At 40.5% G+C, this 18,686-nt stretch carries 13 protein-coding genes; 8 read left to right on the forward strand and 5 right to left on the reverse strand.

All coding sequences use genetic code 11. The features are described 5' to 3' along the window. Positions 1-68 precede the first annotated feature (68 nt). From FIV01_RS18260 to FIV01_RS18270, 3 genes are all read right to left on the reverse strand, one after another. The gene (locus tag FIV01_RS18260) at positions 69-2,063 is read right to left on the reverse strand and encodes a tRNA(Met) cytidine acetyltransferase TmcA (protein ID WP_172971874.1); all 1,995 of its coding nucleotides are present in this window, start codon (positions 2,061-2,063) and stop codon (positions 69-71) included. A 143-nt stretch (positions 2,064-2,206) separates the two neighbouring features. Then, positions 2,207-3,181 (reverse strand): ParB/RepB/Spo0J family partition protein, encoded by a 975-nt coding sequence (locus tag FIV01_RS18265; protein WP_152432385.1) that lies wholly within the window; start codon positions 3,179-3,181, stop codon positions 2,207-2,209. Positions 3,182-3,188: 7 nt separating this feature from the next. Continuing rightward, positions 3,189-4,406: an AAA family ATPase gene (locus FIV01_RS18270; RefSeq protein WP_152432386.1), complete on the reverse strand. Its 1,218-nt coding sequence runs from the start codon at positions 4,404-4,406 to the stop codon at positions 3,189-3,191. 1,310 nt (positions 4,407-5,716) lie between these two features. Between FIV01_RS18270 and FIV01_RS18275 the strand changes: the two genes are divergently transcribed. Then, positions 5,717-7,690, forward strand: a complete 1,974-nt coding sequence (locus FIV01_RS18275) for a replication initiator protein RctB domain-containing protein (protein ID WP_152432387.1) — start codon at positions 5,717-5,719, stop codon at positions 7,688-7,690. 366 nt (positions 7,691-8,056) lie between these two features. Here FIV01_RS18275 and FIV01_RS18280 read toward each other — a convergent pair whose 3' ends face one another. Continuing rightward, positions 8,057-11,980, reverse strand: coding sequence for a hypothetical protein (locus FIV01_RS18280; protein ID WP_152432388.1), 3,924 nt, complete (start codon positions 11,978-11,980; stop codon positions 8,057-8,059). Positions 11,981-12,383: 403 nt separating this feature from the next. Between FIV01_RS18280 and FIV01_RS18285 the strand changes: the two genes are divergently transcribed. The 3 genes from FIV01_RS18285 (at position 12,384) to FIV01_RS18295 (ending at position 13,716) form a co-directional block, all read left to right on the forward strand. Next, positions 12,384-12,581 (forward strand): PA3496 family putative envelope integrity protein, encoded by a 198-nt coding sequence (locus FIV01_RS18285; protein ID WP_152432389.1) that lies wholly within the window; start codon positions 12,384-12,386, stop codon positions 12,579-12,581. 120 nt (positions 12,582-12,701) lie between these two features. Then, complete coding sequence (locus FIV01_RS18290) at positions 12,702-12,911, forward strand: DUF3283 family protein (protein WP_152432390.1); 210 nt, start codon at positions 12,702-12,704, stop codon at positions 12,909-12,911. 88 nt (positions 12,912-12,999) lie between these two features. Then, complete coding sequence (locus tag FIV01_RS18295) at positions 13,000-13,716, forward strand: YebC/PmpR family DNA-binding transcriptional regulator (protein WP_152432391.1); 717 nt, start codon at positions 13,000-13,002, stop codon at positions 13,714-13,716. A gap of 133 nt (positions 13,717-13,849) precedes the next feature. On the opposite strand, the gene FIV01_RS18300 is transcribed toward FIV01_RS18295, so the two are convergent. Next, positions 13,850-14,740, reverse strand: a complete 891-nt coding sequence (locus tag FIV01_RS18300; protein WP_152432392.1) for a DMT family transporter — start codon at positions 14,738-14,740, stop codon at positions 13,850-13,852. A 112-nt stretch (positions 14,741-14,852) separates the two neighbouring features. On the opposite strand from FIV01_RS18300, the gene FIV01_RS18305 reads away from it, so the two are divergent. The 4 genes from FIV01_RS18305 (at position 14,853) to FIV01_RS18320 (ending at position 18,521) form a co-directional block, all read left to right on the forward strand. Then, complete coding sequence (locus FIV01_RS18305; protein ID WP_152432393.1) at positions 14,853-15,341, forward strand: MarR family winged helix-turn-helix transcriptional regulator; 489 nt, start codon at positions 14,853-14,855, stop codon at positions 15,339-15,341. 116 nt (positions 15,342-15,457) lie between these two features. Continuing rightward, positions 15,458-15,976, forward strand: coding sequence for a GNAT family N-acetyltransferase (locus FIV01_RS18310; protein WP_152432394.1), 519 nt, complete (start codon positions 15,458-15,460; stop codon positions 15,974-15,976). Between the two features lie 255 nt (positions 15,977-16,231). Further along, complete coding sequence (locus tag FIV01_RS18315; RefSeq protein ID WP_152432395.1) at positions 16,232-17,767, forward strand: methyl-accepting chemotaxis protein; 1,536 nt, start codon at positions 16,232-16,234, stop codon at positions 17,765-17,767. 25 nt (positions 17,768-17,792) lie between these two features. Further along, positions 17,793-18,521: a transporter substrate-binding domain-containing protein gene (locus FIV01_RS18320; RefSeq protein ID WP_152432396.1), complete on the forward strand. Its 729-nt coding sequence runs from the start codon at positions 17,793-17,795 to the stop codon at positions 18,519-18,521. The last annotated feature ends 165 nt before the right edge of the window (positions 18,522-18,686 follow it).

The following is an 18,686-nucleotide window of genomic DNA, read 5'->3' on the forward strand; positions in this document are numbered from 1 at the left end:
GTGTTTTACAGGTGCGAGAAAAAGTGAGCCCGCTTATAAAGAGGATATTTACACTGTAAACACCATTGTTACTCTTGATTGGATTTTATTAATGCTCTAAGCTCATCTCTGATTTTTTGCTCCAACTGCTTCCTTCCTGATACTACAAACTCTTCACAGCATTGTCTCCACGTTCGCTGCTGCAAAACCTTACGTACCAGTAGATTCGATGATTCCTTGATGAGAATTGGTGATGACAATATCCAATCAGATAGAAATGGCACAACACTTTCGTAGCTTGCCCCTCCCATAGAGTAGTTATCAACGACTGCGGGAAGTTCAGCTTTATCTGTAGAAATGTTGTTCGTCACTAGTAATCTACGAATAATGTCTACTTCAATATCGGAAAAAACGCTGCTCAATAAATAAATCATTGTGTGTCGATGACAACTTACGGCATTCTCTAACCAATCAACCTCTCCCTTGATCATGATAATAGAGTGACAACCACTTGCTTGATCTCTCTGTGTACCCAGTTTAACAGGAGAAAAACCCGCTTTAGTCCAAAATCGAATCAGTTCATCAGTGGCACCGAAGCTAGTTGACATAAAATCAGCGGTTGATTGTTTGGTGAGCTGAGAAAGTATCTCAGTACCAATCCCCATTCTTTGAGCATCTGGGTGTATTGCGATACGCATTATACGGGTGCTATGTTGACGTGCTGCGTAACAAATACCAAGTTGGTTAGCCAAAGTCACTGGCACCAAGTGACCTCTTGGACGTCGCTTGCCATGTTGAATTGATTTAATCAAGCTGTCCTCTAACCCACCTTCATCAATGGTCATCACACAACCAATACACGCTCCCTCAGAAAAGGCTATATATAACTGTATTGCCTCTTCTTCTAACAATAACATAAGATCACTTGGTGCTGTTTGATAATGAGCATTCACCAAAAGTGCAAAACTGGCTCGCAATAAAGAGGGTTGTTTGATCAAGTTTTGCTTAAGAACTTTTTCTAACCTAATGTCGGAACCTCGGTTTAATTTCAGTGGTGCAAGCTCAGCATCTAGCAAAAAAGTATCAAATAACCAGTTTTCTAATGGGTCATCCTTCGCCCAACGAATAGGTTGATTTAGATGGAAAAAAGACGTGTTTGGCCTCTTATCCTCAAGCCAATCTTGAAACTTCACAGTAAAGCCCCTTCCACAGCCTTCATAACCATGAACTGTGGTAGAGAAAACACAACGGTGATAAAAAGTCACAACTTTCTGCAGCATCGGAATAGGAATAGCTGACGCTTCGTCGACAAGCAATAAATCGCACTCAGGTTGACTAGTAAGCAACTCATCCGGAGCAATAAATTCAATAGACGAATGCGAATAACAAATCTTACCTTTCTTTGTTTGGGCGTCTAACAATCGCTTTTGGGCATGTTCAAAAACAGGCCGTACTGTTGATAAACTGGGGGCTGTAACAAGAATCTTCATCTGGCGTTGCTTCATCAGCTCTGCCGATGCGATACCTAATGCGCTGCTTTTTCCTCTGCCTCTATCAGCGGTCATCACGAGTGGACGCTTGCGATGCCCAGTAGAAACTTTTTTTATTTTCTCTATTGCTATTACTTGATCACCGAGCAGAGCCGATGATGGAACCTTAGTCTCTTTTACCTTAGGTAAGGGCTTAGATTGCTCGAGTTGAATCAACCTTTTAAAAGCATCTTGTAGCCATTGCTGTGCTAATGATGAAGTGTTAGTTAACCATGGTAATATAACGACTAAACCGCCTCCTCGCACACTCCCCAAAGCGGCACAGAATGAATTTGCGTCAAATCCCCCCGAAAGATCGCAAATCAATAACTCACATTCTTGCCCTAGCAAAGTATTCCCTTGCTTATAAGAGATATGACGAATTCGGTCATCGCTTACTGGCCCTCCTAGCTGAACGATGTCGGAATCGGAGACGAAACTTTTGAGAGTATCTACAGTAGAGCAGGTCCATTCATGGTCCCCGTACATTACTAACCCATATCTATGATTAGTTTGACGAGCGAGTTCAATAAGACGGGTAAAGTAATCAAACATGGTAGAGATCAGTCATTGAGAATAAAAGAATTATAACAACTTGACTCAATAAATGAGAGTGATAAAAAAGCCGCTCATGGCGGCTTGGTAAACTAAAGTATTTTCGTTAAAGAATTTGTATACATGCAAAACTGGCAAACACGTTACCCATCTAACTTATTAGTGAGAAAGTTAAGAATTTCTTGCATCAAGTGATCATCTATCTTCTTGAGGTTCAATGCCAAGTCAGATCCTTTGCGATTATAGCTTGCTCTGCCTTTAATCAGTTCAATTTTACTATGACCGGCATTTTTCTTAGGCGCTAGTTCATTAATCCACTGCTCTATGGTTTCTGAAACTTCCTTGGTGATTCGAGCAACTCCTTGCGCTTGACTTCTCTGCCATACGTAGCCTTCTGAAGACTGGCATCTTTCTAACAGTTGGGTTCGGTTAGCTTCACTGAGCTCATTAAACTGCTTATGCAGCTTGACTATTGTCGGACGGCCAAGATCAGCGACATTTGGATACGCTTGAAGTAAAGATAGAGGTAGATCCGCTGCTTTCAACGCACCACTAACCAGAGCTTCACTGCATTGAAACATTTTTGCGAGTGCTTTTTGATCATCTGCTTCACCGCTAGTGAGCTTAGCCCGCATTTCTTTCCCTTTTTCATACAAAGATAAGGGTTTATGAGCATTAGCAACGTCAGACAAGAACTTAGCATGCTCACCGTTAATGTCTTCTGCAACATAGATAAGAAAATCTTTGTTGGCTAGGATACAGGACATACGTCGACGACTGCCATCCAACACTTCTATTTTTCCATCTGCACTCTTTCGGCCAACCGCTGGGTATTGCTGGCCTCGCTCTTTAAGAGTGCTCAGAATATCTGATAACGCATGCTCATTAAGAAATGCCTGTTCCCGTGCGTTATCAGTAAACACTGATGTTTCATGTTCGATTTTGTCAGCTGGAACCTTCAGCAATTCAAAGGTAACAAGATCTTCACCCGCAACCGCTAATTCTATTACCTGAACTTGGTCCTTAGCTGCTTTTTGGGCCTCTTGAGTAGTTGCAACATGGCGCTTATCTGCTTTGCCAAATAACCTTGCATTTAAGTCTGAAGTTTTTATTGCCATTGTTTACTTATCCCTGATTAAGTGATGACCAATTACTGTGAAGAACTCGTTCAAGCTCCAAAGCACTCTTTTGTACCGCATCTTGTGCTGTGGCAAGGGTCTTTTTGCCACCCTCAAAGTCCCCAGTAGTTAAATCAAACACCGTACTATAGGTATCAGCACAAGTTTCAAATGCACGACTGCGAGGAATCGTCGCCATAGTCACTTGATCTCCGAGTAGATAATTCATCTCTGTTAATACTGCAACCTGCTTTTTATTATCGTCCTCAAACATTGTTGGCATTAAACGAACAAACTCTAATCCTTGCCAATCTTGGGGAAACATCTCATACACGGTTGGTAAATGCTGAAAGAAGTTTACCGTAGATGCCCAATCTAGGCGCTTGGCCGCACAAGGGATCAATAATCCGTTAGAGGCATACATGGCATTCCAAACCAATGGATCAACATGAGGACCAGTATCTATCATTATGATGTCAAAATCGTCAGAAATTTGATCGATTAATTTTTCTTTTAACAGCTTAACAATATCAAGAGACTGATTTTTAGATAGGTTCTGCCAAGCCTCAGCATTAAACATAGCGTCTTCAGGAAAGGCGGACACCGTCTTGAGGTTTGGATACTGAGTTGGTAACAAGACATTTTTATGTAGGAATTCTTTATCAATATTTACGCCTTCTGGAACATTATCTAGCATCACATCCACAGCCGAATAAATATTATCATGATCGGTTAAACTAATCTGTGGATTGAGAAACAAACGTAACGAACCTTGAGGATCTAAATCAATGAGACAAATCCGATAACGTTTATCAAGATTTAAAGCTAAGCAAGCAGCAAGATGCACGGCAGTCATTGACTTACCAGTGCCACCTTTTTGATTTTGAACATTTATAATCCAAGGTTTGTTGTCATTATTATTCTTTTGTTGATGAAATTTGGGAACTCCAGCTGCATCCATCAACATATGGGCTTCCTGCAACGAAATAGAATAATGATTGGCATTATTCTTAGTAAACTGATGTCCAGATGCTTCCAGCTTGCTAATAGCCTCGTCTAACTTTCTGCGAGTCAGTCCAGAGCGGGTCTCCATAAGGGCTTTTGACATTGGGGGAAAATACTCATCGCTGCGTTCCTCTAAAACAATCTCAATTCGATCGGCTTGCACCTGAGCCGTTTGCTCTGCGAGTTGAACAAGACTTTCAATTGTTTGGTCTCTTTTCATTGCCACATTCCGTTTTAAGTCACTGATATTAATTGTACAGCAAAAAAAACCTATAACAACAAAAAGCTGAACATACATTTATGAATTAGAATCACATTAATAGGATGATTTTTAGAAACAAGATAGATTTAAGTAAAAAACCTGTCATGGAAGCGGAAAATATAGTGATAACTAACATACGAATTTTATTTAATTTAAAATATTACAACGTCACTTATTTACAATGTAAATAAAATCACAATGTGTTCGGAACGATTGATACTTAACCATACTTTACGGCCTCTGTAATTTTGACTTATTAGGGACAGGAAATTTAAGCCATTTAGGAAAAAACCATCAGCATACACCTGTAATGAGGCTTACTCGTAAATGAATGGAACAGTGATCAAGAGGAATATCTTGATCATGCTTCCTATAGCAAACTAGAGCTTAGGAACGATGATCAAGAGATAATATCTCCCTGTAAAATAATCTTATATACCCCTCTGATTTAGATCATTATACGGATCGATGATCAAGTAAATTCAAACCACGGAAGCATGAGTATATCTTACTAGATTACGGAAAAACGTAGATTCACCAAGTGATTTATACGACAAAGTAAGATATGGCATCAATTCGAACAACGAAGAACACATCATAGCTAAAACCAGCTATTTTCTTGATCATGTTTCCGAGTATACAGAAAATGGAGTATAAACGGTTTTATGGATACGAATGCAAAATCAAAGCTTGCTTCGCCTAAAAACAGCATCCCAAAACAAAACTACTGCAACCAGCCATGATCATAGTTCTGAAAATTTTGCCTACATGCGGTTATAATGATAAAAAAGAGACGTATTCACATCGGTATCGATGTGGATAACAGGTGAATAGACAATGATCATGCTTTCATTAAATTATTGATCATCAATACGAAGCTGCAGTGATCATGGTTTCGTGAAAGATTGATCATGTTTCCATTTTTAATTGATCATGCTTTCTAGATTTACTTGATCATCTTTTCAAACGATTGAGAAAAATAATCCATATATAACAATGAGTTGTTTTTATTTATCTGGCCGGATCATTGATCATATAATCATATTAGATCATTATAACCATAAAGATCAGGCAAAAAGCTTCCCTACTGATTTTATTTGATTTCGATGTTTACATAACTGAAACTTGAACCAATTACCTTCTAGTTGTTCGATCTTGGCAACAAACTAAAACATTCAGCAAACTTTTACTTTCTTTATGAAGTGTTTTTCCCTATCCTTTCCGGATTAATAATTAAATTACGGCCTAAGTTATACGGGTAGCTATTCATGACCTCAAAAGATAAAGTCCTTATTAAAGCACCCAGAAGCCATAAAGATGGCCACATGTTTGAAGTTTCTGAAGCTGCTGTTAGTTGGATTGAACAATATCAGCACTTTAAAGGTGTCACAAAAAGCATTGTTGAGTTACTAAATCTAATTTCACTTCAAGGCTTTACGAGTAAAGATGGCTTGGTATCAACTACCGAACTCATTGATGCAACTGATGGGCAACTTACTAGAGCTGCAATACAACAACGATTACGAGCTGCTGTAAATATTGGCTTATTCCAGCAAATTCCGGTTCGGTTTGAACATGGGTTGGCAGGAAAAACCATGTTGCATCGTTTTGTCAATCCTAACCAATTAATTTCGGTATTAGGTGCGACCAGCCTAGTCACAGAATCGGTTAAGCAAAACGAAAAACAGAAACGCTCTAAAGCGTTAGCACAAACCCATGTCAACAAAAGGCTACTTAATGAGCATGGGCTAAATAATCCACCAGCGATGAAAGATGAAGCAGATCAATTTGTTGTTTCACCGACAAATTGGGCAGGGATCATTGATCAAGCTCTAGCTCCTCCACGCACTCGAAAGCAATATCAGAAAAGCTTAGTTTCCATATCAGGCACTAAAGCAGTCATCGAGACACGATCATCCAAGAGTATCATGACGGTTGATGATCTTATGACGCTATTCGCTTTGTTTACTCTAACGGTTCAGTACCATGAACATCATCAACATGACTATCATATTGATGCTAAACATGCACCAAACAAAACGCCTTTATACATTACTGATATTCTGTCGTTACGTGGTAAAAAAGACAGTGGACCTGCCCGTGATTCAATAAGAGATAGTATAGATAGAATCGAGTTTACAGATTTTCAACTCCATGAATTAACAGGTAGATGGCTGAGTGAGAACATGCCTGAGGGTTTTAAAAGTGATCGTTTTCGTTTCTTGGCCAGAACCATAACCGCGTCAGAAGAGGCTCCAACAGAAGGTGAAGATGGAGAAATCCGAATAAAACCTAATTTGTATATTCTAGTTTGGGAACCTTCATTTTATGAGGAATTGTTAACACGTGACTACTTTTTCCTCTTCCCCCCAGAAATCCTGAGACAGCATACACTTGTATTCCAACTGTATAGCTATTTCCGTAGCCGCATGTCACGGCGTCATACCGATGTGATGTTGCTAAGCACATTAAACCAGAAACTGGCTCGCAACATAGAGTGGCGTCGTTTTTCAATGGATCTGATCCGCGAGCTAAAAAAACTATCAGAGGATCAACCAAGTGATGATGAGACATTTAACGTCAACCTTTGGGGCTACCATTTAACTATTTCTGCAGTTGTTCAAGGCTCTAAAAATAAAGACTACCAAGTCGACATAAAATGTGATGCAGAGGAAGTATTGCGCTATGCAAGAGCTCGTACCACCAATGCAGGTAAGCGCAATATGGCACCAACATTACCAAATCCGCTGCGCAATGAGATGGTGACGAAACAGCAGCTAGACGAAATGTCACAAATTATTGATGGTGAGTTTGAGCCTATTCAAAGAAAAGAGCGTTCACCGAAAGGGAAACTTGGCCGTCGGGTTAAGGTACGTAAACACTTAGTTGAGATTAATGCTGATGAGATAACGATTACTTTATCGAAATATACCTCATCAGAAGCTCTAGAACGCTCTGTAACAGCTTTAGCTGCTATGACTGGACATTCTTATAGTTCTATCCTTGAGGAGTGTAAGGAGCTTATGGAGAAGCTTGATTTTCTGCGTGTAGGTCAGGAGATAATATCCTACGAGGTACTTAGTAAGATTATTGAGCTTTATAACAGTCAAAATGAAGTTAAGCACCTTTCGATTGAACGCTTGATAGCAGGGCTCGCTGTGAGAAGAAAGGTATGTAAGCAAATCTATGAAGGACATTTGGACGAGAATGTGTTTCGAGCACTTGATGAAGTTGCGGTATAAAACAATTTGTTGGTTGCTTGAATGACACCAAGTTTGCCCAAGGTGTCCAAAAACTATTGTCTTAGATTGGAACTTTATGCTTGGTTAAGGATGATTAGTTGTTGAATATCAGACATATCTCCTACATTTTGCTGACAATTATATGACATTTGCTTTTTATCTTTTGTCTATTATCTACCGCGAATAGACAACCTTTTGTCCTTTCTAATGAATGAGGGATCTGGATTATCCCTTGTAGATTGGCTCATATTGTTACATTCATTCTGAATATTTTGCGAGTTCTTAGAACTCGCTTTTTTTTTTGCTCATCCCACTCTATAGAAAGCATGATCAAGGTTTTTACTTGATCATGCTTCCATACGATGCTTAAAGTTGATTCACCCTAGCTGCTATCTCAGCATAAGTGACAGAGCCTCTTCCTGCCTCAACAAATCCGTCTTGGGGCATGTAAGAAATCCCAAGTGCTGCGCGTGAATTCGAATGCCCAGCGGCTTGTCCTTCTCTCCATTTTTTGATCATTTTGAGTCGAGCCCCAGCACCTGCTGCCGGCTTTGCAAGCCCTCCACTACTCAAGTTAGTGCCTGGGATATCTGGTGATGGTATTCCTCCGACCCTCACTGCAAAATTTGTTGTACCATTGATTGTTGCTTTGGCTGAATCCCCTACAGGGTTTAATATCTTATTGGTAGAGCTAGGAGCTCTTGTCCAACCTACATAGATTTCACCGCTATCGATTTTATTGGTAATTCGTTGTGTGCTGTTACTATTTAAGTGATCTAATATACTGCTGCGACTATTGCCGGAGATTATGATGTCTTTGGAACCCATCTGAGTATTCGAGAAGATATAATCCCCTCTGCTACTTTTTACTGCTGGAACGGGTTGATTACGTTGACGCACGCCCCCCAAGCTTCCCTGCTCTACGACTGATGTTCTCGATCTTTCTGTTATTATCCCCCCTTCCTGATGCATATTTGCATGTGGGCGTGATAAAGGTGTGTCCAGTTCATACCGGTTACTTGAATTTGAATATCGGAGTAGGGGATTAGAGCTTCTGGCTTGGCTACCCGCTTTCCTTACGGGGATCATAATGACTTTATTGTACTCTATTGGCATATAGTTGGGCCATTTCTTTTCCAAGCACTCGAAATAGTCATTGAAGAACTCTGTTAGTTTGTCTGAATCTATGCCCTTGGAGCCATCAGATACTTTAAGTAGATATTCACCACTGTTTGGATCAAAAAAACTAAGGCCTCTTTTTTTATCCAATAAAAAACCGACGCTATGACCGACTTCTGAGCCGGTGAGATCATAGCTGAGAGTAAAACCCACGGGAAGGTCACCTTGCGTTGCTCTTCGGGAAATCCCTCCCACTAAACTGTTAACACATCTTTGTTGATCAGTGATATTTGGCTTTGATGGGTTTTTGGGAATAATTGATATCGAAGGATCGTACTCTAGCTTCAGTGAGTCTAAACTATCCTCAGGCTTATAAAGATTATTTTTACGTTCAGCTTCTTGCAGTTTAGAAGCTCTTTCGAATAATTTTTTTGCCCGTTTACTCTCTTGAACTGGTTTGTGTTTAAGGGCTGGAAATTCTGTTCGACCAAAAATCTTTTTGGTTAGCTTTTCATTTACCCACAGCGCTGAAATTTGCTGGCAAGCACCTCTATTGGGGACACTGGAACCAGTTGATATCAGTTCATCACGTAATTCTCGTTGAATAAAGTGACTTTTCAATGTGTGCTTTTGTTCGAGAGTGTCAAATGAAGGATCTCTACTAGGACCCGAATCGAGCTCATATCGAGTGCTACTCGCATACCGAGCACGGCTAGGATCTGTGTAGAGGTTAGATGTCCTCATACGTTTTGGAGCGCTGTTTAGTGAAGGAAGCGGCACGACGAGAAACTCAAACAATTCTCGAGTGGTATTTTTAACCACTGGCATCGCAAGCTTTAACATATCTCTTGTGACTGCCCGTTTAAGAGCATTTCCTTTCAGCCCTTTTGTGATATGAAGTTTTACCGATGATCTAAATGCCACTTTTCCTGCTGTGGCAAGCTTTGTGATAGGAATGCCAATACATACAGCGGTAATTATGAGATCAAATACGTCAAAGAGGATGCCATCTATTTCAGAGGAAAGATCAAATTCATAACTGGGATCGTTTACTAGAGAGTTGAATAAGTCGAAGAAAGGCACGAATGAAGGCAGCTTTTCCCACCATTCACTGTCTTTGAGAAACGCTTTGTAAATATTGGCGTTATATAGCATGACTTCGCGCGCTTCATCTTCGACGCAGTCGTATAGGGTATCATACGAGGTGGATATCCCTTTGATTGGAATACCCGGAAGTGAGTTAAGTGTGACAGCTGCAATGTGACTAAGATTAACTAAAACGCTTTCATTTTTGACCTCCCATGCTTCATTGTCAAATGCACAGTTTCTGAACATAACGTGGTTACTATCAGAGTCAGCTTGTGGTGTCGGTAGGATAGTGTCCGGATTATAACCGAGATGAGACAGCAGCACCTTGGCATTGTCTTTGGTTTTGCTGAGCCAATTAATAGATTGATTTCCAGCGTTGATTAACTCACTGACTAGTTGAGTGACTTGATTGTCTTGCGTAAGGTCAATGTAGGCAATAGCAGTATCATGCATGAGTGTTGAGATTACCATGATCTGGTCAGTGTTTAATTTGACTATGGTGATCCTTCCAGAAATAGTATGGTATTCCTTGAACAGATTTTTAACCGTAGTAAAAATATTGGAAATGGTTTCCCCCGTCTTTTTCACTGCGACTTTTCCCCTAAAGAAGAAGCCGAAAAGGACTAAGAGTGGCTCGTCACTCTGGGCAAAAAAATTAGAAATGGCAACGGCTTTCTTGTCATCACTGTCTAAGGTGGCAAACCGCTGCCACACTTTCGCTATTTCGTCATATTTATAAAAGGGCCTGATAAGCTCAAAACGACCAAGAACTTCGGCCCTCTCTAGAGTGTCTATGGGGTTGATAGAAGATTGCACAAATGTAGAAGATGCAAAGGTTTGTGAGTCGTTTAGCAGAAGGGCTTCGGGGAGTTTATCGTTTTTATAGTCTGAAAATTGCTGGTAATATTCATGTTGATCGACACATTCACTCCATTTTTTCAGCTGGGCAAAGTTGAAGCTTGGTAATGCTGGTAGTGAATCACGTTGACCTGATGTATAGATGTTGAAAATCCATTTCAAGTTGTCAGCCGTAATCTTACTATTGTCATCAAGAAAAAGGGTGATATTACCCGTGCTGACATGCTTGGGGAAAATACTCTTCAACATATCGCGCGTATGTATCGAATAGTAGTTAACTGAACGGTTTCCATCATCGCTGAATCTACATAGTACCTTACAAGGGAGGCTCTCTCCTTTGCGTTCTAGATAGTCTTTTACTATTTGAGGGTGCTGCCATTTGGCAATATGGTGCATTCTTCCTGCATATAACATGAAGTGTGTGGAACAGAGTATTCGGTATTTCTTGTGAAACCTCGTTTCGTCTTTAACTCTGCCCAAGCAGAAGCTTTCCCATAATCCATCTTTGATTGAACCAGCATGTTCAATAGCTTGTTGTAGGGTGTTACTTATTTCATCATCATGATTAGTGATATTGAGTCGGTCCCCAAGTTCCAAATCGAGAATGCGAGATTGTAGACGAATTGATCGCTGTTGTTCCGGTGTTAATTCATCACCAAAATGAACATAATTCTCGCTCGCGGTGATGTCAGGAAGGAGAGGGTGGCCTTGATAATTTAAAGATTGGGGTAATTCGCTATATTTTGGCTTAGATATAAGTCTAAATTCTTCGGGCTGTCCCAGAAGGAGAATTTTTTGGACACTTTCTGAAGGATGATTTGGGTCCTTGAGATAGTCGATGACATGATTGCAAAGCTGTCGATTAAGTCTGTTGATCTTTAAGCTATTTTTGATTCGTTGGGATGAGCTATGTTGATTCAAAATATCTTTTAGCTGTGCCCTTTGATCTAATAAGGAAGCAAGACATGTTTCCAGCATGGTGTGCTTCTCTGAACTGGAAGTGTTGCTACTTAGAAGTTGTGAGAGGGCTGTGATAGTGAGAGATATTTCCCAATAGAGTCTCAGAGGACCTTTCGCTGGTTCAAGTACCATAAGTGCAGGACGAATTGATAATTGGCCAGAATCTATAGCTAAACTTTCAGAGTCCCTTGCAAGCAGCCCCTCCAAACTTTCTATTTCATAGATTTGGCTGGTCAGATTAGTGTTTGCCACTTGTGAAGTCATACATTCTCTCTCCCGTAGAGTCTTGGATAATAAAGCTACAGAAGGCTAACATTACTAACAGTTTGCTTAATAGTAGGTTTGAACCGTCATCTAGTTTAAATAAACGCGATCGAGGAATTGCTGATATCTGATGTATCAATGGTGTCATTCACCAGAGATATAATTGAGGAAGTTTCTTGGCTATATACTTGATCAATATCGATTTCTTCGCTTAGAAAGACCGAATAGATGATACTGATTCAATGCTTCTGATTTTACGCTGCTTTTGAGTTTATTAATCAAATTGATATTAATCTATGTCAAATTATTAGCTTAATCACATTCTGAGTCTAAAATTATTAACAAGGGCAGTACGGTTTTGCTATACGTTAGCTGTCACTGCATGGTTTTTTCGGAGGTTATAATGTCCATTAATTCTATTGACCATGATGAAATGACTGAGATCACTGACAAGTGGGATATCAATGATGAAGTCGAGTCACAAAAGCCAAACAAAAGTGTTAAATCAGCACAAGCTCGCAGACGCATCGAAGCCTTAAAGGAAATCCGTGAAAGTGGATTGACGCTTGAAGAAGCGAAAGAGCTCGGCATATGGCACTGACTTCCACTTTTCAAACAATCTAAGAAGGGTGGCAATTAAGCCACCCTTAGTTTTGTATGCCAAATGGGTAGGATATTGTGTTATAGTGCCTCCACACTGGTAAACTGACTTTGTGTTGAAATGTCGATAAATCTGTCCACACTCCCAGCAAAAGACAAAAACAAAATAGAGCTTGATAAGCAGGCATCGTTTCTCGTTTGGAAACTGAGAGAAGCAAAAGCCAGCCCGGAAGAAATAACGCGTAGTGCTGATAAAATTCAAGATCCTGACGAGAGAAATATGTTCCTTGACTCCATCGCTAAATATAAGCGGATCATGGGACTTGGTTGAGGCATTCTTGCTTTATATTGATAAATTGAAATGGTTGTGTTTTTTGCTAAAATCCTCCGCGTTCATTTGATTTAGAGAGAATATCCCGATGGGAAGAAGTTTTGAAGTGCGTAAAGCCTCCATGGCTAAAACTCAAGGCGCAAAAATTAAGGTTTATTCCAAGTACGGTAAAGAAATTTACATGTGTGCTAAGAATGGCGGTTCCGATCCGGACATGAACCTTTCGCTAAAACACCTTATTACTAAAGCAAAAAAAGATCAGGTTCCGGCACACGTGATCGATAAAGCTATTGATAAAGCCTGTGGTGGTGGTGGTGAAGACTATCAACCAGCGCGCTATGAAGGTTTTGCTCCTGGTGGCGCTAGCGTCATTGTTGACTGTCTCACAGACAATGGAAACCGTACTTTTCAAGATGTTCGTCAATGCTTTGTTAAGACAGGTGCAAAAATTGGCTCTCCCGGTACAACTGCTCATATGTTTGACCACCAAGCGGTATTCCAGTTTAAAGGTGAGGATGAAGAAGCGGTGCTTGAAGCACTTATGATGGCTGATGTAGATGTAACAGACATTGAGCTTGAAGAAGGAGTCATCACTGTATTTGCTCCTCATACTGAGTTCTTTAAAGCAAAGACGGCACTCAACGCAGAATACCCTGAGTTAACCTTGGAGGTTGAGGAGATTACTTTTGTGCCTCAGAACCATACTCCTGTTACTGGCGAAGATGCTGAAAAGTTCCAAAAGTTTTTGGATCTTCTGGATGAATGTGATGATGTTCAGCAGGTTTATCATAACGCTGAACTTTGAGTTAGTAGCATTGAAAAAAACCGAGTTTTTGATACTCGGTTTTTTTATGTTTTATTTACCAGAATAACTTTAAATCGGTTTACACTGTAAACGCGATACTTTCTCGTTAATGAAGTACTACAAACTTGATAGCCTAGTCGGTATTAGGTAAAGGCTTATTTTGCCTGATAGCGAGTACAATTTGAGGTAGAAGAGACATAGCTATCATTCCTGCCATAAGGCTGTACTGGAAGGAGGTAAAAGACTCACCAAGTAATATCAATCCTGATATAATTCCAGCTACCGGATTTGCAATACCGCCAAATGTGAAGTCCACTACAGTCATGCGTTGCAGTAGCCAGACATACATACCATAACCAAGAGCTGTATTTAAACCAATTACCCATAGTAAGCCAGCTCCATTTCGTATCGAAAAATGATTTATAACAGCAGAGTATCGCTCCGGAGAAGCACTGGCATCAACGATTGCTATTACTGATAGTAAGCAGCCTCCAAGAATCATTTGCCAAGTTAATACCGTCCACCAATGGATTCTATTTCCTAAGGATTTAGTAATCGTACTACCAACAACGATGCACATAATAGCGCAAAGCATGGCCAACAGTCCGAGTGGATCAAGTGATATTTGGCTTGGCGAAAATAGTAGCCAAGCCAGCATAACCAAAATGGCACCAGATAAAGCTTGAATGAATGTGGGCCGGTGTTTATGCACAAGCCAGTGGTACAGCATAGCAAATACAGGTACCGAGACCATCCCGACTCCTGATATTGCTGAGGGTAATGACTGCGCCATAATGAAGATTAAACAAAAGAAAGCCGCGATATTAATTAGTCCAAGCTTTAGTAGGCTCGGCAAATCCCCACCTTTAGGTAGTGAAGGTTTTAAGGCTAATAACAGTAGTCCAGCAGGCAATGCTCTGAGTGCTCCGAGCAAAAGAGGAGGCCAATCAGTCAAGGTATATTGGGTAACCGCATACGTTGTACCCCAGAAAAAAGCGGGAATCATTGCCAGTAGTATATTCATGCAAATGTATCTTCATGTTAAGATATTTTCTGAAATGTACGCGTTTAGTGTGCCCATGTAAAGTATCTTAATATAAAGATACCTCAATAGAACTGATTTGAGAGAAAAGTTTATGGATGCAGTTGATAGATTGGTAGCGCAATGGGCGAGAGAGAAACCTGAATTAGATACTGAACCTATGGCAATCATGGGAAGGCTTCTAAGAGTTGCCAAATATATGGAAAATGAAGTAGCGCAGCTTCATAAACAGTACGATTTAACATTGGGCGAGTTTGATGTGTTAGCAACACTGCGTCGTAGTGGTGAACCATTTCAACTGACCCCCTCTGAGCTTATTGACTCTATGATGTTGACCTCAGGAGCAATGACAAACCGCTTGGATAAACTAACGTCCAAAGGTTTGATAACAAGACAAAGCAACCAATCTGATCGTCGTAGTTTGCCCGTCCAACTGACAAAACAAGGTATTGGACTGATTGATAGAATCTTAGAAGAGCATGTGCAAATGCAAGGTCAGTTAGTAAAGGGGTTGAGCCAAGAGCAAAAAAAGCAAATAAACCAAAATCTGAAATGTTTGATGCATGAGTTAGAGAGTAGCTAGGGGAAGACGAAATGATTTACTCTTTTATATTTTGATAGATCTATTACTATAGAGCTGTCATTCTCATTTCCACATCCTTTTTGGCTTTTACACTGTAAACATAAAATGGAGAAATAATGCAACCAAGTATTGAGACGCCGAGACTACTTTTAAGACCCTTTCGCCTATCAGATAGTCAGAGAGTTGCGTTACTGGCTGGCCAAAAAATTATTTCAGATATGACAGCAAATATCCCTTATCCCTACACCGAGGAAATGGCAAATGAGTGGATAGGGACTCATTCAGAGAAATTTGAGCATAAAAGCGCGGTTATTTTTGCTATTACCCTCAAAGGAAGTGATAGCATTGTTGGTGCGGTAAGTTTTCCTTCCCTAAAGAGTGGGGTGGCTATTTTAGGATACTGGTTAGGGACCGACTATTGGGGAAAGGGAATTGCTCTAGAAGCTTCGCAAGCTCTGATAGGCTACGCAAAGCGTGAGCTCAAGGTTTCTGAAGTTGAAGCCCAGCATCTTGCTAACAATCATCAGTCTAGCTCTGTGATCAGAAAACTTGGAATGCAGTATAAAGAAAATCGCTTTGTCCAAATTAGGGGAAAACCGCGAGAGGTATGCGTTTATCGTAGCTCGATAGCCTAACTTGATTTTTTAAATATGTCCTTATTACTCTTTTACTCCATTTGAGAATTTCATCTGCATTGACTCTTACGCTGACACGTGAGTTTAGGCACGATCTAACAAATAGGCAAAATACTCCACACTTAGCCCCTACATAAAACACAATGCTATCAATATCATATAATGTGATTTAAATCTCATTTATTATACTATTTGATAATTGATTAATCAGTTACTACTTTTTTAGTAACTGCCGAAAATCATGAGGGGTAAGTTTTGAAAAGGTTAAAGGTAGTATTTATTGTTCAAGTGATTGTAGCACTGACGTTGGTGCTGCTTGTTTCTGCGTTTATTAAATATCAGACTTTCAAAGGAAACTTACACCAAGAGTTAGAAATCAATGTGCAAAACACTAGTCAACGCATGTCAATAAGTCTTCCTAAAGCCGTGTGGGATTTTGACTTGGATACTGCCAAAGTTGCAATGTCTGCTGAACTTGATTTACCCGAGATTTCTGCAATTCAACTTATTGATGCTCAAGGAAGCGAATTGCTATTTTTAACAAAGGAAGGAGAGGGCGAAGAGAAACAGCTTGTAGACGTAACGGATAAGGAGGCTTTTCCCGAAGAATTAAGCCAGACTACCGAACTTACCTTTGTTGACTATGGAGAAGAAAATAACGTTGGTAAGGTCGTTGTATTCTTCGATACTCATGCATTGGATGCTAAGCTTGCCGATTCGCTTCGTACAAGCATCATCGAGCTTGTTGTGTTGGACCTGATTATTTCGATTGTAATTATTCTGGCCCTCTCCATTACCGTATTAAGGCCGATATCTCAACTAACCGACGTTATAAAGGATCTCGCATCTGGTGATGGGGATCTAACCAACAAATTGGCCCCTGCAAAGTACCGTGAATTTGATGCAATCACTAATGGCATCAATACATTCACTGAATCGCTGCGTGTCATCGTAAAAGATGTCAATGAGTCTTCGGAAGCGCTCGGAGAGAAAGCACAAGCAAACGGTGCAACCGCGCGAAAAAATGCTGACAGCTTAGACTCACAGAAACACCAGTTGACGACCGTTGCAGCGGCCGCGACAGAGCTTAACCAGTCAGTCGCTATTGTTGCTGACACTGCCTCTGAAACAGCAGATCAGGCACAGACGGCAACAGGGCTTGCCTCTAGTGTTAACGATGCAATAGAAAGCTCAGCGACAGACATAATTAACATGCGCGAAGAGATGAATCATGTTAATGCTGAAATGCACATCTTGATAGAAGAAGGCGAGAAGATCACTACCGTCCTTAACGTTATTAATGACATTTCTGAACAAACCAACTTACTTGCTCTCAACGCAGCGATCGAGGCAGCTCGAGCTGGAGAGCAAGGACGAGGGTTTGCTGTAGTTGCCGATGAAGTTCGTAACCTCGCGGTAAAAACCAGTGAGTCAACAGAACAGATTCAGAAAAATATTACCGCCTTGGGGTCGGCGACTAAATCAGTCGAAGATGAATTGACTCGTATTGCCACGCTTTTAGAAGAGACAGCTGAAAGAGTAAGTGAATCTCAAGACTCTGTCGGGGAAGTTCAGAGCCTAATCACCATAATATCTGATCGCAGTGGTCAAATCTCACAAGCGACGGATGAACAAAGAATGGCGGTTGAAGAAATAAGTAGAGCGATTGTCGAAGCGTCTGAAGCAACGAATGAAGTGGCGTCAGGTGCTGATCAAAATGCACAAACAACAGAGGAAGTGCTTAGCTTAAGCCAGAGTATTGCAAGCCATATGTCTAAATTCCGAACTTAAGTTAGATAATTATCGAGGACCTGCTATGAAAAACCTTTTATTACTGGCTGTTGCGGCCCTTTTTTCGGTGCAGAGTTTTGCTGCAACCGTAACAGCAGCTCAAGATCCATGGGCTCCCTTTGTCCAAAAAGATTCCAGTAATCCTGGCGTTTCAGTTGAAATTTTAACCGAAGCAATGAAATCACAGGGCTATGACGTAGATTTTAAAATAATGCCCTGGACCCGAGCGTTAAACGAAGTTAAAGATGGAAGAATTGATATACTGGTCGCCACATGGTTTACCAACGAAAGAACGGCTTTTCTCAACTACAGCGAACCCTATCTTGAAAATTCACTTAAGTTTATCAAACGTAAAGGTGACGCTTTTGAATACAATGGCATGGACAGTTTATCGGGAAAAACGGTAGGTATCATTCGCAATTACGGGTACGGCGATGATTTTCTTGGTGCAAGCAACTTTAAGAAACCTGAAGCTAACGATTTAGTCTCCAATGCGAAGAAGCTGGTTGCCAAACGGATTGATCTAACGTTAGAAGATGAATTAGTGGCCAAATCGACCTTATCCGGCGCTGGGATGAATCTGGCTGATTTCGAGTTTACTAAAAACGCTTTGTCGGTTAATCCACTACATGTCACTTCTGGTTTGGCGAACTCCAACAATGGCAAATACATTGATGCTTTCAACAAAGGACTAGCGGAAATCAAGTCAAACGGAACCTTTGATAAAATTTTGGCCAAATATGGCATCAAGTAATTGATATAGAGTCGATAATAGTTTGGGACTGATAACACAGAGTGTGTGTTATCAGCCCCAAAAATATAAGCCAAGTTTCCCAGTTCTTGCCTTGGGGCATTCGCTCTCTCTGAACTTTATTAATTGCCCTATTCTTGAATGAGTTAAGCGCTTAAATAAAGCATC

The organism is Vibrio aquimaris (assembly GCF_009363415.1).
GTDB classification, from domain to species: domain Bacteria; phylum Pseudomonadota; class Gammaproteobacteria; order Enterobacterales; family Vibrionaceae; genus Vibrio; species Vibrio aquimaris.

Bases quoted from the DNA above. Each gene is read 5' to 3' on its own strand.
- FIV01_RS18275 (WP_152432387.1), top strand. From the start codon at position 5,717: ATGACCTCAAAAGATAAAGTCCTTATTAAAGCACCCAGAAGCCATAAA.
- FIV01_RS18260 (WP_172971874.1), bottom strand. From the start codon at position 2,063: ATGTTTGATTACTTTACCCGTCTTATTGAACTCGCTCGTCAAACTAAT.
- FIV01_RS18310 (WP_152432394.1), top strand. From the start codon at position 15,458: ATGCAACCAAGTATTGAGACGCCGAGACTACTTTTAAGACCCTTTCGC.
- FIV01_RS18265 (WP_152432385.1), bottom strand. From the start codon at position 3,181: ATGGCAATAAAAACTTCAGACTTAAATGCAAGGTTATTTGGCAAAGCA.
- FIV01_RS18295 (WP_152432391.1), top strand. From the start codon at position 13,000: ATGGGAAGAAGTTTTGAAGTGCGTAAAGCCTCCATGGCTAAAACTCAA.
- FIV01_RS18290 (WP_152432390.1), top strand. From the start codon at position 12,702: ATGTCGATAAATCTGTCCACACTCCCAGCAAAAGACAAAAACAAAATA.
- FIV01_RS18300 (WP_152432392.1), bottom strand. From the start codon at position 14,740: ATGAATATACTACTGGCAATGATTCCCGCTTTTTTCTGGGGTACAACG.
- FIV01_RS18285 (WP_152432389.1), top strand. From the start codon at position 12,384: ATGTCCATTAATTCTATTGACCATGATGAAATGACTGAGATCACTGAC.
- FIV01_RS18280 (WP_152432388.1), bottom strand. From the start codon at position 11,980: ATGACTTCACAAGTGGCAAACACTAATCTGACCAGCCAAATCTATGAA.
- FIV01_RS18305 (WP_152432393.1), top strand. From the start codon at position 14,853: ATGGATGCAGTTGATAGATTGGTAGCGCAATGGGCGAGAGAGAAACCT.
- FIV01_RS18320 (WP_152432396.1), top strand. From the start codon at position 17,793: ATGAAAAACCTTTTATTACTGGCTGTTGCGGCCCTTTTTTCGGTGCAG.
- FIV01_RS18270 (WP_152432386.1), bottom strand. From the start codon at position 4,406: ATGAAAAGAGACCAAACAATTGAAAGTCTTGTTCAACTCGCAGAGCAA.